Annotated in this window: 13 protein-coding genes; 11 read left to right on the plus strand and 2 right to left on the minus strand. The window is 32.8% G+C overall.

The genetic code is table 11. The features are described from left to right. Positions 1-122 precede the first annotated feature (122 nt). The 3 genes from ACFHWD_RS15120 to ACFHWD_RS15130 all read left to right on the plus strand — a co-directional run bounded on the left by ACFHWD_RS15120 (position 123) and on the right by ACFHWD_RS15130 (position 6599). Positions 123-2381 carry a cell wall-binding repeat-containing protein gene (locus ACFHWD_RS15120; protein WP_378062624.1) on the plus strand — a complete coding sequence of 753 codons (2259 nt, stop codon included), beginning with the start codon at positions 123-125 and terminating at the stop codon, positions 2379-2381. Positions 2382-2606: 225 nt separating this feature from the next. Continuing rightward, positions 2607-4376, plus strand: coding sequence for a GGDEF domain-containing protein (locus tag ACFHWD_RS15125; protein ID WP_229981815.1), 1770 nt, complete (start codon positions 2607-2609; stop codon positions 4374-4376). 15 nt (positions 4377-4391) lie between these two features. Continuing rightward, positions 4392-6599, plus strand: coding sequence for a methyl-accepting chemotaxis protein (locus ACFHWD_RS15130; protein ID WP_378062626.1), 2208 nt, complete (start codon positions 4392-4394; stop codon positions 6597-6599). Positions 6600-6605: 6 nt separating this feature from the next. Here the strand turns inward: ACFHWD_RS15130 and ACFHWD_RS15135 are convergent, their stop codons facing one another. Next, the gene (locus ACFHWD_RS15135) at positions 6606-8003 is read right to left on the minus strand and encodes an MFS transporter (protein ID WP_150356665.1); all 1398 of its coding nucleotides are present in this window, start codon (positions 8001-8003) and stop codon (positions 6606-6608) included. Between the two features lie 185 nt (positions 8004-8188). Between ACFHWD_RS15135 and ACFHWD_RS15140 the strand changes: the two genes are divergently transcribed. The 4 genes from ACFHWD_RS15140 to ACFHWD_RS15155 all read left to right on the plus strand — a co-directional run bounded on the left by ACFHWD_RS15140 (position 8189) and on the right by ACFHWD_RS15155 (position 11470). Next, on the plus strand, positions 8189-9358 hold the full coding sequence (locus ACFHWD_RS15140) for a glycosyltransferase (protein ID WP_378062629.1): 1170 nt from the start codon (positions 8189-8191) through the stop codon (positions 9356-9358). A 127-nt stretch (positions 9359-9485) separates the two neighbouring features. Next, positions 9486-10157 (plus strand): VTT domain-containing protein, encoded by a 672-nt coding sequence (locus ACFHWD_RS15145; protein WP_378062631.1) that lies wholly within the window; start codon positions 9486-9488, stop codon positions 10155-10157. 111 nt (positions 10158-10268) lie between these two features. Then, positions 10269-10784, plus strand: a complete 516-nt coding sequence (locus tag ACFHWD_RS15150; RefSeq protein ID WP_378062633.1) for a ferritin family protein — start codon at positions 10269-10271, stop codon at positions 10782-10784. A 200-nt stretch (positions 10785-10984) separates the two neighbouring features. Next, the gene (locus ACFHWD_RS15155; protein ID WP_378062635.1) at positions 10985-11470 is read left to right on the plus strand and encodes an NUDIX domain-containing protein; all 486 of its coding nucleotides are present in this window, start codon (positions 10985-10987) and stop codon (positions 11468-11470) included. A 48-nt stretch (positions 11471-11518) separates the two neighbouring features. Here ACFHWD_RS15155 and ACFHWD_RS15160 read toward each other — a convergent pair whose 3' ends face one another. Continuing rightward, complete coding sequence (locus tag ACFHWD_RS15160; protein ID WP_229981813.1) at positions 11519-12580, minus strand: DUF5667 domain-containing protein; 1062 nt, start codon at positions 12578-12580, stop codon at positions 11519-11521. A 179-nt stretch (positions 12581-12759) separates the two neighbouring features. Between ACFHWD_RS15160 and sigI the strand changes: the two genes are divergently transcribed. From sigI to arsM, 4 genes are all read left to right on the plus strand, one after another. Next, complete coding sequence (gene sigI, locus ACFHWD_RS15165; RefSeq protein WP_229981812.1) at positions 12760-13446, plus strand: RNA polymerase sigma-I factor; 687 nt, start codon at positions 12760-12762, stop codon at positions 13444-13446. Then, a complete protein-coding gene (locus ACFHWD_RS15170; RefSeq protein ID WP_229981811.1) occupies positions 13439-14374 on the plus strand; it encodes an anti-sigma factor domain-containing protein in 936 nt (311 codons plus the stop codon). The genes sigI and ACFHWD_RS15170 overlap by 8 nt, the downstream gene beginning before the upstream one ends. A 248-nt stretch (positions 14375-14622) precedes the next feature. Further along, on the plus strand, positions 14623-15066 hold the full coding sequence (locus ACFHWD_RS15175) for a MarR family winged helix-turn-helix transcriptional regulator (protein ID WP_378062638.1): 444 nt from the start codon (positions 14623-14625) through the stop codon (positions 15064-15066). 27 nt (positions 15067-15093) lie between these two features. After that, positions 15094-15912, plus strand: coding sequence for an arsenite methyltransferase (gene arsM, locus ACFHWD_RS15180; protein WP_378062640.1), 819 nt, complete (start codon positions 15094-15096; stop codon positions 15910-15912). The last annotated feature ends 72 nt before the right edge of the window (positions 15913-15984 follow it).

A 15984-nucleotide genomic window follows, 5' to 3' on the forward strand; every position in this document is an offset into this window, starting at 1 on the left:
TTTACATTGAATTTACATAAATGTGACGGATAGAAAAAATATATACTGCTAATATAAAAATGAATGGCATGGATTGAATTTATTCTGGCCATCACAATGACATATCTAAAAGGGGGAGTTTCATGAAACAGTATCTAAAAAAGACCGCATTATTTGTACTCTGTTGCTCGTTCGCATTTTCAGGTATTGCCATGCCAATGTCAGCTAATGCAGATACAGGTACGGATGCTGCGGCAAGTCAATCAATTACAGCAGGGGGAGAGACCTCTGCAAATATCAAGGATATAACTTTTGCGCCAGGTAAAGATGCATCACAGGTTAATTTCACATGGTATTCCAATAAAGATACATCGGACCCTGAGGTACAGGTTGCGCTTAAATCCGATATGACCGGAAACGAGTTTCCGGAGAGTAAAGCTCAAACCTTCAAAGGTGAAAAATCCAATGGAAATGACGGCTATTCTTCCAATAAGGTTACAGTTACAGATTTACAGCCATCTAAAGAATATGTATATCGTGTAGGTGACGGTACTACCTGGAGTTCTGCCAATAATTATACCACCCAGGATATATCAAAGGGTTTCAATTTTCTGTTGGCGGGAGATCCACAGATTGGCGCAGGCGGTGATATAGACAAGGATACGACAGGATGGGTAGATACAGTTAAAAAGGCAACAGATAAATTTTCCAGCAGCAGTTTTATATTGTCTGTAGGAGATCAGGTTAACAACGGAAAGGAGCTCAATGGTCAGACAAATGAACTTGAATATGACGGATTTTTCAAGCCAGATCAGTTAAAAAATATCCCTGTTGCTGCAATTACCGGAAATCATGAGGGATATGGAGTAGGTCATACTACACATTTCAATTATCCAAATGAATCTGATAAATACGGTATTTTTACAAATAACGGATATGAGTCTGATAATAGTAATGGAACAACTGGTAATGACTATTACTTTGTATATGGAAATACGCTTTTCCTGATGCTCAACAGCAATGATATAAATGCAGAGGATCATAAAGCTTTCATGCAGGAGGCCATAGCTGCAAATCCAGATGTTAAGTGGAAAATAGTAAGCATGCACCATTCCATATACAGTTCTGCAAATCATGAGACAGATGCTGATATAGCGGCTAGAAGGGTAACGCATCCAGAAGTATTTCAGGAACTTGGAATAGATGTAGTTTTAGATGGGCATGATCACTGCTATACAAGATCCTATCAGATGGTAGACGGACAGGCAGTAAGCGGAAAAGATGACACCAGTGTCACTGATCCAAATGGTGTGCTCTATATAACTACAAACTCAGCTAGTGGAAGTAAGTACTATGAGATTCAGGAACCAAACTACAACAACTATTTTGAAGCAAAAAAAGAGCAGGATAAAGTTCCTACATTCTCCAATGTAAGTGTAACGGATAAGAATTTTACCATTACCACATACAGGACTGATACTATGGCTCCTATAGACAGCTATACTATAAATAAAACCACTTCTCATAAAAATGTATCAAGATTGGCAGGGCAGAACAGGTATGAAACTGCAGCTAAAATATCTCAGAATAACTGGAACGAAGCAGATACGGCAGTGTTGGTTTCAGGCCAGTCCTATGCAGATGCGCTGAGTGCAGCTCCTTTTGCAAAGTTAAAAAATGCACCGATACTTTTGACATCAAGTAATACTCTGGATTCCAATACTAAATCAGAGCTTTCAAGATTAAAAGTAAGAACGGTTTATATAATCGGAGGCACTGGGGTGGTATCCAGTTCAATAGAGAGTTCCCTGAGAAATATGAAAATGGTGGTTAAAAGGATAAGCGGAAATGACAGATATGCCACTTCACTGGAAGTTGCAAAACAGATAAAAAGTCCAAAGCAGGTATTCGTAGCTTCAGGAGCAGGATTTGCAGATGGACTATCCGTATCTTCCTATGCATCATTATCAGGGAGTCCAATAATTCTAACAGATGGCAAACAGTTGAGCAGTGACATACTTAAGTATGTAAAAGACAATTCAAGTACACCTTATGTAATTGGCGGAAACGGTGTTGTAGATGACAGCGTGGTTAGCAGCCTTGGAGCTGTAAGAATATCTGGTTCCGACAGGTATTCCACAAATCTTGCAATACTTAATAAATTCAATGATAAGTATGATTTGTCAAATATCTACCTGGCATCAGGCAGTGATTTTGCAGATGCACTTTCGGGATCTGCAGTAGCAGGAGAGAAGAGTGCTCCAGTAGTGTTGATTGGAAAATCTGATCTAAGCGGTGCTAAAAATTACATCCAGGGAAAATTGAGTGGTGTGGGTCAAATTACCATTCTTGGAGGAGAAGCATCTGTCTCACAAGTTACTGTTAATAAACTCTTACAATAATGAGAAGATAAATAACCAATAAAGTTACGGAAAAAGGAGTATCACTTTATTACAGAATACATCCTGTACCGTAACTTCTTTTTTGTCCCTATCTAAATTTTGATATTTAAACTCTAAGCTTTTAACATGGACTGCTGCATTAAGTATTATTAACATAAGATTATCATGCAATTAACAAAAAGACTATATAATTTCATTAGAAATAAAATGCATGAGGTGAAGTATATGGAATCAAAAGATGAAATTGAATTACAAAAAATATTGGATACCAAAAACATCACTACAGTATTTCAACCTATTGTATCCTTAAAGGATGCTTCTATAGTGGGATATGAAGCGCTTAGCAGGGGACCTGAAAATTCAACCCTGCATTTGCCTGTGAAACTTTTTCATGCAGCAGAAGTTTTTAATAAAATATGGGAATTGGAACTGCTGTGCAGGAAAAAAGCCATTGAAAGGGCAAACAAGATAGATAAAAATAAGCTTTTATTCATAAATGTAGATCCAAAGATATTTAAAGATGAAAGATTTAAAAGTGGATTTACTAGAGATTTTTTGGGAAAGCACAATATGTCTCCAGATGTAATTATATTTGAAATCACGGAGAAAACAGCCATAGAGGATTATAAGGATTTTAAAAGAGCAGTGGATAACTATGTGGATCAAGGTTATAAAATTGCAATAGACGATATGGGTACTGGTTATTCCGGGCTTAAAACCCTTATGGAGACGAAGCCGCATTACATTAAAATTGATATTTCTTTTATAAGGGATATAGACAAAGACAATTTTAAGCAGGAACTGGTGAAAACATTTGTAACACTGGGACAGTCCACAAATATGAATATCATAGCCGAGGGAATTGAGACAGAAAGCGAACTTGCAAAATTAATAGAACTTGGTGTCTGCTCGGGACAAGGATATTTTCTACAGAGACCGTCGGGAACTTTTCTCGATATTTCCGAAGATATAAAAACAACCATAGTGAAATACAACAAAATGAAGACCAACAGGTTTCAATTCGAAAAAAATTGTATCGGTGATATAGCAAAACAAAATCCCGATTTCCAATCCACGACTCAAGCCAAAGAGGTAAAAAAATTTTTTGACACTTGTAATATAACAGGAGTGTGCATTACGAATGGGGGATATCCTATAGGGCTTATGATGCAGCATGATCTGGACTATGTACTTGCCACGCAGTATGGCATTTCGGTATTTCTTAAGCGTCCTGTATCTTTGATAATGGATTCTGATCCTACTGTAGTGGACTATAACACGTCAATAAGCGATGTATCGAAAATTGCCATGGCAAGAGACTACAAAAAAATATATGATTATGTAATAGTTACAAAAGAAGGGAAATATTATGGAATTGTCACTATAAAGGATTTGCTTGAATATACTTTAGAATTTGAAAAAAAGCATGCTAAAAATCTCAACCCGTTGACGGGCCTTCCTGGAAATAAAATTATAAATAAGGTTATTGATAATATAATACATTCTCACAGTGATTTCTTTGTTATTTATGCAGATTTAAATAATTTTAAGACATACAATGATACCTATGGCTTTGAAAATGGAGATAAAGTGTTAAAACTAACTGCAGAAATTATAGAAAAACAGGTAAAAAAATACTCAGTATATAATGGATTTGTAGGACACATAGGAGGAGATGATTTTGTATGTGTAATTGAAAATGATATTGAAAAAGGACGTAAATTGTGTGAAAAAATAATTTCGCAGTTTGATGCAAAAATACTTGATTTCTTCAATGAAAAAGACAAAAAAAACGGATATATTGAATCTTTTGACAGAAAAGGCAATAAGGATGTTTTTCCTCTTACGTCCATAGCCCTCGGATGCATGTATGGAAATTTCAGCAAACTTAAAAAAGTTGATGATATTGGAGTGTACATGAGTAAAATCAAAAAAAAGGCCAAGAAAAGTAAAAACAGCAATTATGTTATCTATAATATCAATTTAAATGAATAGTTTGGGGGAAATACCATGAGAAAAGTGGTTTCAAAAATTTTACATATATTTACTAGGATAAAGGAAAGAATAATATGTTATTTAAAGAAAAAAATAAATATTGTTCCAAAAATGAAAATAGGCAGTACCTTGAAGAAAAAAATAAATGCTGTTCCAAAAATGAAAATGGGCAGTGCAAAAATAATTAGTATTCTGAAGAAAAAAATAAATTGTTTTTCAAAAATAAGAATAAACAGCGTCGTTGTTAAAGTTATTCTTCAAATTGGAATACTGGTAATATTTATCTGCGGATTTTTTGGAATACTGTCTTATTATACTTTTTATGCGGCTATGGAGAAAAACATAAATTCTTCACTGCAAGATAAAGCACAGGAATCCTCCAAACTTTTAAGCTCAATTTTGCAGCAGCAAGTTCGTTCCATGACGGAGATAGCTTCTAGGAATGAAATAGAATCCATGAACCCAGGGATTCAGCTTCCAATTTTACAGAAAAGGGCATCCAAACTTGGATATTCAAGTCTCTGTGCTATGGATTTGAGTGGCATGGCTTACATGCAAACCGGAGGAAAAACTAAAATAGATCTGGAAAGTGTGGATTCGGCATATTTGAAAAAGGCCATTCAAGGTACTCCTGCCATTGATGGACCTTATTTTAATGTAGATGGAGAGGAAATAATATCAGTGGCAGTTCCGATAAAGGACAGTAAGGGTAAAATTAAAGGCGTATTGTTTTCAAATATAAGCACTTCGGAGTTGAATAAGTTTGTTCAAAGTATGAGAGTTGGAAAAAGCGGGTACTGTTTTATAATAAATAAAGATGGTACTAAAGTTGCACATAAAAATTTGACTCTGGTATTAAATAAGGACAATACCATAAAGAATTCTCTAAAGGACAGTTCACTTAAGGAACTTTCCGACATTGAAAAGAATATGATACAGGGTAAAAGTGGCTCGGGTTATTACAGACAGAAGGGAGAAGAGATGCTGCTTGCCTATGCTCCTATATCCGGAGTGAACTGGTATCTCGGGCTTGTGATTGATAAAAATGAAATAATGAGTTCTGTAAACGCCCTTAAGTACAGGATGGCAGCAGCTACGTTTATATTCATACTGGCTGGGATTTTTGTAGGAATTATAATAGCACGTCAGATAAAAAAACCTCTGTCAAATATAAGGGAATATGCTGGTGAACTCTCGAATTTTAATCTCAGTTATAAAATAGATACTAAAAGTAAGGATGAGTTTGGACAGACTGTAGTTGATTTGAATTCAGCTCTTAAAAATATAAAGAATATGATAGAATATGCTAAAGATGAGGGCCTTGCAGCACTAAATTCCAGTAATTATGTAAATCATATGTTTCAAGAATCAGAATGGGAAATTAAAATAATATCTGATAAAACCAGTGAGATAACATCCAACATGCAGGGAGTTATGAATTCCATCAAAGAGGTTGAAGAAAGCATATTTTCAATAAAAAACAAGGTAGAAAATACTGTAAATGAAGCAAATTCAGGGCTTAATTTGGCCGATAATATAAACAGGAAAGCTGTAAGCATGGGAGATGATATAGAAAATTCAGCCCGTAATATAGAAAAATATTATGAAGATTCCAGTGAGAAATTGAAAGAATCCTTTGAAACTATAAAGGTGGTAAAAAATATTTCAAAAATGTTGAATGAGATGAAAGATGTTTCTAAGAAAACCAATATACTTGCCTTAAATGCACTTATTGAGGCTTCCCATGCAGGAAAATATGGAAGCGGATTTATGGTAGTAGCAAAAGAAGTAAAAAAACTTGCAAATAAATGTTCAGATATGGCAGATAACATGCAAAATGATATAAAGAGTATAATTATGGCAGTGGGTATACTGGTGGATTCATCACGGGATGTACTTGGCTTTGTGGAGAAGAAAGTCATGACAGACTACGTTAAAGTGGTAGATATAAGCAAAGAATACCAAAATGACGGTATTAAGATGACGGGTGTCATAAAAAACTTTTATGGACTTATGGAGGATATAAATAGATCACAGCAGGATCTTTCCAATATAATAGAGAAGATAGGTGCATCTGTAGATAAATGTACAGATGCAGTGTCCAATATATCCAGCAGTATGAATTCTATAAAGGAAAAAGATGCAGATATAGCTTTAAATACGGATAAGAATGCAAAAGAAGCGGAAAAACTTATGAATATTGTAGGACAGTTTAAAATATAATACGATTTATAAAGACAGCCCTTTTGCACGTTTCATAAGCGTATTTTTGACTTCTTCTATGTCTTTTATATTGCTTTTTGTCATCAATAAGTAGATAAAGGCTGAAGGGAGCAGGAACAGCTGCAGCAGAGATAAGGTGATTATGTAATTTGCAGGTTCGCCGATTTTTATATGAGAGAGTATAATTCCGACACCTGCATTTCCTATAGTTCTCCCGAGGCCATTGGCTAAATTGGCTAAGCTAAAAGCAGTACCTCTGTGTTCCGGAAGGTTCACATCAGTTATCAGGGCCAGCCAGTTTGGCGTGTTGGCAGATTGCAGTGCACTTGCAAGGAAAGATAAAACAAATATTATGGATATCCAGGGATTTATCACTATTTCCTTCAATAATGATATGAGTATTGGTAGAGGTGCACTGCTTTGTATCAGTTCAAGCCTGTTCATGGGAAGTATAAAAACTGCTATGTAAAATGGTATCATGGCAAATACAAAATATGATGTAAGAGCAGCTCTCCCTCTGTGCGTTTTATTCTGAAGTATATCACCTATGTGGCCAAATAAAGGAGATGCCAAACCTCCTAATTGAAATATGGCAAAAAGGTATCCTGCAGCGATAATTGAAACTTTTAGGTTGTAACCCTGCTGCTGAATTTTTGAAATATATAGAGTAGGAAGCCATATTAGAGTCCCTGTAGCGATATTCATAAAGAATGCCTGCATAAACAGGAAAATATTACTTCGCTTTGATATAATCTGAGATAAATGGCTTAATTCAATATTATAATTGTATGTGCAGCCTCTTTCAGCGAGTGTTTGTAGTTCGGGTTCTGCTTGGCCTACAGTAGGTTCTTTTATAAAGAAATATAGTATAATAAGTAGAAAACCTATAATGCTTACGACTTCAAAGGGTTTTCTCCAACTTGTAAAAGGAGCCATCAGAGAAGCCATTAGTGCTCCTGCTATTCCACCAAATCCCTGAGCCATGCCCCAAAGACTTAACAACATGCCTCTGTATTTATTGGGAATATAGTCAGTTAAAATGCTGAATCCGATTGATGCTATACATCCAAGCCCTATGCCGGTGAAAATCTGAAGAATAAGAAGCTGAAGATAATTGACACAGAGTGATGTTAGAAATATTGAAATTGACCAGATAATAGTGCCTACAATGACGAGGAGTTTTCTACTGAATTTACTTGTAAGGTAGCCCCATAGAATCGATGAAAGGGATGTGACCAAGATATTGACGGCTGAAACAATTCCCAGGGAGGAAATCTGCACGTTCATACTTTTTGAGATAGAAGAAAAAAGTGGAGGGAATAGTCCTATTACTACATTGTCGAAAGCCGCTAATATTATAAATATAAAAACAGTATAAATTGCCTTTATGTTATTGATGTTCATGAAATCCACAGCTCCTTTATTTTTTATGTCCTATCTATTGTAATCTATTTTTTAGCTTAATATTAAGATTTAATAAAATTTTAACTAATTCTTAATGTTGTTTTAGATTTAATTGTGTAATATATTAAAATAGAGTAGTAATTGTATTTATATTATAATAAATTAACTGATAAGAGGGACTGATTATGATTAATAGTATACTTGTTATTTCATCTAATTTTACAGGACATGGGCATAAAAGCATAGCGGAATCTTTATGCGAAAAATTTTCATACAACAAAAATGTCAAAATTCATATTGTAGATGGATTTTCCCTTGGCGGGACCACGTTATTAAATGTGGCCAAAGCATATGGCCCTATAACTAGAAAATCAGAAAATTTGTGGGAACTTATATGGGATATATCATCTGTCAAACCGTATCTCATCAATGAGATTATTGAGCTAAAGATAAAAGATAGGTTTTTGGATTTGTTAAAAGAGACAAGACCGGATTTGATTTTAACTATACATCCGAATTTTAATGGTTCTATCTTAAATATACTTAGAAAATATCATGTTACAATACCTTTTGTTACGCTTATTGCAGATTTAGTAAGTATAACCCCTCTATGGGCAGATTCAAGGGCAGATTACATAATAAGCCCTACACGGGAGGCAAAATATAAATGCATGAAATTTGGTGTTCCTGAAGAGAAAATAAAAGTTTTGGGTTTCCCAGTGCGCTCGAGGTTTTGCAATCATACTTATAATTTTAAAAAAGATATCAATTATAATGGCAAGGAACCATTTAGATGTATTATAATGAGCGGCGGCGAGGGTGTTGGCAATATGAAAAAAATAGCTGAAATTCTGCTGGAAAATTTTAATTGTACAGTAAAAATTGTAGCAGGCAGGAATAAGGCTCTTGAGAACAAACTTGAAAAAGCACTTGCCCATAAATATGGTGATAGAGTTGAGATATATGGATTTACGGAAAATATACAGGATTTAATGCAGAGTTCTGATATCGCGTTTATGAGGGGAAGTCCTAATGTAATCATGGAAGCGGTAGCCTGCAATGTGCCTTTAATAATAACAGGTGCTCTGCCGGGACAGGAAGAGGGCAATCCCAGATTTGTTGAAAAACATAATCTTGGAATAGTGTGTGCGGATACAGATAAAATAAAAGATGCTGTAACTGATTTAATTGCAAATAATTCGCAAGAGCTAAATAAAATCAAAAGATTCCAGAGAATTTATACTAACCCAGATGCGGCAGAGGACATTGTAAATTTTATTTTAAGTATAAAAAGTAATTTTGATGAAGTCACAGAAAAAGATGCAGACTTTTTAATCTCCAAAATAAATATGTAAGCGGCATTAAAAAATTTTATTTAAAATATAATTCTTTTTTAATTATATTTTAACCTTGTGCGTGTAATATATTATTTTGTAGAAGAGTACATTTACAGGTTTTATATAATAAAAGGAGATAAAAAGTATGAATTTTATGGTGAATTTAATTGACATTATGCTGCATCTTGATAAGTATTTAAATATCATAATACAAAATTATGGGATGTTGACATATGGTATAATATTTGCAGTTATATTTTGTGAAACAGGTTTAGTGGTCACACCTTTTTTACCGGGAGATTCCATTATTTTTGCAACGGGAGCACTTGCTTCAGAAAATATGCTGGAGATATTTACTTTGTTTATCGTATTTTTTTTAGCTGCGGTAATAGGCGATACTGCCAACTATTACATAGGTAAAAAAATTGGAAGTGGTATTTTAAGAAGGGAGAATATGAAATTTATCAATAAGAAGCATATTCATAAGGCACACAGGTTTTATGAAAAATATGGTCCTATGGCTATAGTGCTGGGAAGATTTATCCCTATAATAAGAACTTTTGTACCTTTTGTAGCGGGAATTGGTGAAATGGGATATTTAAAATTTATAACTTATAATATGCTTGGAGGGTTCCTGTGGGTGTCCCTGTTTTTAGGGGGAGGGTACTTTTTTGGAAGTCTACCTTTTATAAAACATAATTTTTCCTATGTAATAATTGCCATTATAATAATATCGCTTATCCCGGCAGTTACTGCATTTTTGAAAGAAAGAAAAAAAGATCAAAATGGAAATAATGCCGCCAGTACAGAAGTTTAATATTTAGGTATATGGATATTTTCAGTAAAAGATGTTTGAATTTAAAATTTGTAACTATTATTTAAATATATAATAATATATAAGTATAGTTTACAAATTAGGAGTGAAAAAATGAATTATTGTCCATATACTTTTAAGTGCTGCTTTATGAGGCATGCAGCAAATTTGCCGAATGGCATTGATGAGGGACTTTATACCTATCCGGACAATTTGCCTGGAGCAATTAATTTGATAAGAGAGGCTGTATCTGGAGAAAGGGAAGATGAGCTCTTTTATGACTACCTGATAAAAAATTCTCCTAATGAAGAATCCAGAAATATTATAGCGGGAATCAGAGATAATGAGAGTAAACACAATAGGATGTTTAGACAAATTTATCACGATCTAACCGACGAAAATGTATCTGGGCTTCAAAATGAAGAAATACAATATCCTGAACACTTTTGTGATGGCGTAAAAAAGGCATTATATGGAGAGCTAGCAGCGGTTGAAAGATACAGAAAAATATTATTTGCAATGCAGAGCAGAATTCACATAAATATGCTGACTGAAATCATTACAGATGAAATAAGACATGCGAATTTTTATAATTTTTTGTACTCAATGAATCAGTGCTTTAGGATGTAACTGACTGCTGAGTGTCAAATTTAATATAAAATATTTTAAAAAGTAGTTTTTCTGGTTTTAAAACTGGGGAACTATTTTTTTAGTCCTAAAAATAGAAATTATTGTTAGAATTAGCTGTAGTTCAGTTATAATGGAACTGTAAAATTGTTTATTGATATAATTAATTATATGTTAAGAGAAAATATAAGGGGGTATTTCAAGTGGAATTGTGGGATATATATGATAACAAAGGGCATAAAACAGGTTTGATGAAAAAACGCACTGATATCTTAAGCAGGGGACAGTATCATCTGGCAGCTGAAGTTTGGATAATAAATGATAAATTTGAAATATTGATTCAGAAAAGGTCTGATAATAAGAAGATCCTTCCTAATATCTGGACATTGACAACAGGATGCATGGTCAGTGGAGAGAATACAGTGGATGGATCTATAAGAGAAGTAGAAGAAGAATTGGGAATATGTATTAAAAAAGATGACTTGAATTTTATCAAAAGAATATTTCAGGGTAATATTATTTGGGATATTTATTTTGTATACATGAATATTGATCTATCCAAATTAGCTCTTCAGAAGGAAGAAGTCAGTGATGTAAAGTTTGTATCAGCGGGAGAGTTTAAAGATATGCTTTTGTGTGGAGAGATATTCAAATATGATGAAATCTACGACATTTTATCTAGGGTCTGACCCCTTACCATTTTCTGTAAGGGGGTCAGACCCCATTAAAAAATAGTTTTAATGCTGTAATTTTACAGACTTCTGTCTGTTGCTATTACTGGTTATCTTGCTTTGATTTTTTTCTCTAATTTTATTATTACATGACTCTTTTTTAATTCGATTTTTTACAACTTTTACTGAGCGCTTTTTTACATTTTTATTATTTACTACAGCAGGTTTTGATGCAGATGGATTTGTTACAGCCGTACCCAATGTTTTATTAGTTATTGTATTTTTAGTTACAGCTGTTTTAGTTACAGGGGTGTTTGTTTTGTTTGGTTTTTTAATTACATTAAGTTTTAAATTTTTCCTTTTCTGTATTTTTGATTCTTTTATTAATTTGCCTACACTTATCTTAGAAACTTCTTTCTTTGTTTGAACAGCTTTTACAAAATTCTGTTTTTCTGTATCCAGCGCCTGTTGTTTTTGTCCCAATAAATCTTCAGCAGCTTTAATTGCTGTTTCGTCTCCTGATTTTTTTGCTTTCTCGAGAGCTATTTTAGCCTCATTGTATTGCTTTTTAGCATTAATATAGAGTACACGTTCTTTTTTGACAGCTAATATGGCATTTCTTTTTGCTGTCTGTATTTCTATGATCTTTGCTAGTACGGTTTTTGCATTACCGCTAACCTTATTCTGAAGTTTAGTCAATATATACAGGGATTTTTTTTCTTTAATTATAATTTTATCTTCCACATATTCTAGATTTTTTAGTTTATCTTGATTATATGTATTTTTATTATTATTTAGTGTATCCTCAATTTTACTTTCAGCTCTATCCATATAGTTTTTGTAATCATCGATAGCTGTATTTGCAAGACTCTGATTGTTTTTGTCTACCATAATTTCACTTTCACCTAACTTTTCTTCAGCTATATCTGATAATGTACTTGCTTTTGCACTATCTGAAAAAGACAATGTAATCTGTATAGCATCTATAACTTTATCTGCCGGGTATAAGATGCTGTCCGGCGTTATACCGGCTTGATCTTTTAGAGATATTGGTTCAGAAGCAAATGTTACATTCGTTATACCCAGTGCCATCACTGCGCTTGCTGCTAAAATCATTAATTTTTTCATATTGTTCATCCTTTCTAAATGCATAAAAGTTTAATTCTTGTTTTCATTTTAATTAAGCTTGATCGATCACTAAAATATACGATATCTCTATTATATTTTGAGGGGGTTACGAAATAATTTGCGCTACACCCCCTAAAGTTCTCATTTATTTCGTATAATATAATATATGAGGTGATTTCATGCAGAATATTAATCACTTAATTCGTAAAAATAAAAGCCAGTTTATTAATGAAAATAAAAATTTTATATATAAATGTACCTACTCTATTTCAAAAAAATATCTTCAATGGGAAAATGACGATGAACTCAGCATTGCATTAATTGCCTTCAACAAGGCCTGTGATAACTATACAGAATGTAAAGGAAATTTTTATACATATGCAAAAATTATAATCAAAAATGCACTGATCGACTATTTTAGAAAAAATAAAAATTTACCATTGCTTACTTTTGATAATGACCAATATGATATGGAAAAATTGGATAATAGTAGTGCTATAGACAGTTTTGAGATAGAAAGGGAAAATAAAAATAGAGCGGACGAAATTATTGAGTTTAGCAAAGAGCTCGCAAAATATAAAATTAAGTTCAATAACCTTGTAAATAGCAGTCCAAAACATAAGGATACAAGAAATAGTGCCTTAGGAATTGCCTTGAAAATATGCAACAATGATGAAATCAGCAGTTACATTTTACATAACAGGAGGCTTCCTATTAAGAAAATATGTGCATATACTGGATTTAACAGAAAATTTGTCGATAAGTGGAGAAAATATATTATTGCTCTATTTATATTATTTAATAGTGAAAAATTTATTTATATAAAGTCTTATTTAAATATAAAAGTAGGTGAAAGCAATGAATAAAAGAGAAGGTGTAGTAATAAGTATAGATGGTAAGTGTGCTAATTTGCTTACTCCTTACGGCGAATTTATTAAAGTGGACTGCAATGGTAAAAAACCTAATATTGGTGAAGAATTTATGGGAAATCAAATTGTACATAGATTTTATCCTTTTAGTGCAAGAAAAATACTAGCTGCAGCGTGTATAATGTTTGTATTAATTATAAGTGGTGGAGCTAAAGCTTATTACAGTCCGTCAGCTACAGTTCTGGTAAATATAAACCCCGATATTGAGTTAAAAGTAAATTTTTTAAACAGAATTATTTCTTTTAAAGCATTGAATGATGACGGGAGTAAAATATTGAGTCAGATTAAGATAGATAATGTGAATATCAATGATGGTTTGAAGATAATAATTGATCAATCCAAAAAAGATAAGTTTATTGATGAGGAGTATATAAAGACAAAAACTATTTCTATTGATATAAATGGTAAAAACGTAAATATTTCTAAATTCAAATCAAATATGGAAACCTCTGATTTGAAGGTTAAAATTCAGTCCAACGGTAGTACAATTTTAAATAAAAATTCAAATGGAGGATCAAATAAGAGTACGAATGGAAATTCAAATAAGGGTCCAAATAAAAATGTAAAAAGTACTGACAATATGATAAATAATAGATATTTGAATAGTGAAAGTAATTATAAAAAGCCAAATAATAATAGCTTTCAATGGAAAAATAGTACTAATAGCAGTCATAATTCTATTTCAAATAGATATAACAGCAAAAGAAAATCTTATTCAAAACAGCTGCAGCATCCAGGTGTAAATAAGATTAAAACAAATCGAAGTTCAATCAAAAATATTAACAATAGGAAAGTTAAAGAAAGTGGACATAAGAATGGTTCCAATAAAAGTGGTTCATCTAAGCGAAATTCAAGTATGAGGTAAAACAGGTGAAAAAAGCTGTAACTCTCTCATTTTGTTATATTTGATAGATATTTTATATAATATTTATGAAAATAAAAGCAAGTAGGACAAGTACTATTTGCTTTTATTTTTATCTGCGAATTAACAGAAATTTTAAAATATTTTTCAATCCTCTTTATTTATACTATGTATTTTTGGTATATAAAATTAAATAATAGTTGTATATTATAATAGTTGTATGATATAATTATTGTAAGAGGTGATTATATATGAATAATGTAAGTAAACCAAAACAATTAAGAGAAATGATTAGAACACTTGAGAGAAAGCTTGGGATATTGAGTGAAAGTGAGCTTGCCTGTTGTAGAATAACAATGGCTCAATGTCATGCTTTAGTGGAGATAGGACGTGCAAAAAGTATTTCATTGAATGAACTGGCTCAATTACTAGATCTTAAAAATAGTACCATGAGCAGAACTGTAAACAATCTTGTTACTGGGGGTTTGGCAAGGAGGGATATTGATTTCCAGGATAGAAGATATGTAACTATATCACTTACTGAAAGTGGTATAAAAATGTTTAAAGACATTGAGGAAGGAATGAATCTGTATTTTGAAAAAATTTATGATTCTATACCAGTAGATAAACAAGAACAGGTAATAGAAAGTATAAAAATGCTTGTTGAGGCTATTGGCAAAAATGAATGTTGTTAATAATAAAATGAAGGGAGAATGATATAAATGGAATCTGATATAAAAAATAAGGTAAAAAAATATTATGGTGGTATTGCAAAGAGAGTCAATAGTAGAATAGGAAATAATTGTTGTTCGACGTCTTCCTGCTGCAGCGGTGTAAGCAGATCTTCACTTATCTATAAAGGAGAAAATTTGAATGATTTACCAAAAGAGGCTGTAGAGGCATCTTTGGGTTGTGCAAACCCATTACTATTTGCAGAATTGAAGAATGGTGAAACTGTACTTGATCTGGGAAGTGGCGGTGGCATTAACGTATTTATGTCTTCGAAATATGTTGGACAGACTGGAAAAGTTTATGGACTGGATATGACTGATGAAATGTTGGAGCTTGCTAATAAAAACAAAGAAAAAATGGGCGTAACGAATGTTGAATTTTTGAAAGGCTTTATCGAGGATATACCACTTCAAAATGAGATTGTAGATGTTATTATGTCGAATTGTGTGATAAATCTTTGTGAAAGTAAGGAAAAAGCCTTGTCTGAGGCTTATAGAGTATTAAAAAAAGGTGGAAGGCTGGCAATCGCAGATATTGTTGTTCTTAAGCATGTACCAGAAAGTATAAGGCATAGCGTGGAAATGTGGGTAGGGTGTATTGCAGGTGCTTTGTCAGTTAAGAAATATGAGGAAATACTTAAAAAAGTTGGATTTAAAGATATTAAAATAACGCCGGTAAATATATACACCAGAGATGTTATAGAAGATATTGCAAAACAGAAAAATTCAGGTGATGCATATAGTAAAATAGATGCAGCACTTATTGATGGAGCATTTGCAGGGGCACATGTAAAAGCGTATAAATTTTAACAAAAAGGGCGTAATTCTCCTATCTTCTATAAGTTGGAGATGAATAGTCCTTGTTATTTTAGGTTCGATGCC

It is taken from the genome of Clostridium sp. MT-14 (genome assembly GCF_042436595.1).
In the GTDB taxonomy this organism is placed as follows: Bacteria; Bacillota; Clostridia; order Clostridiales; family Clostridiaceae; genus Clostridium_B; species Clostridium_B aromativorans.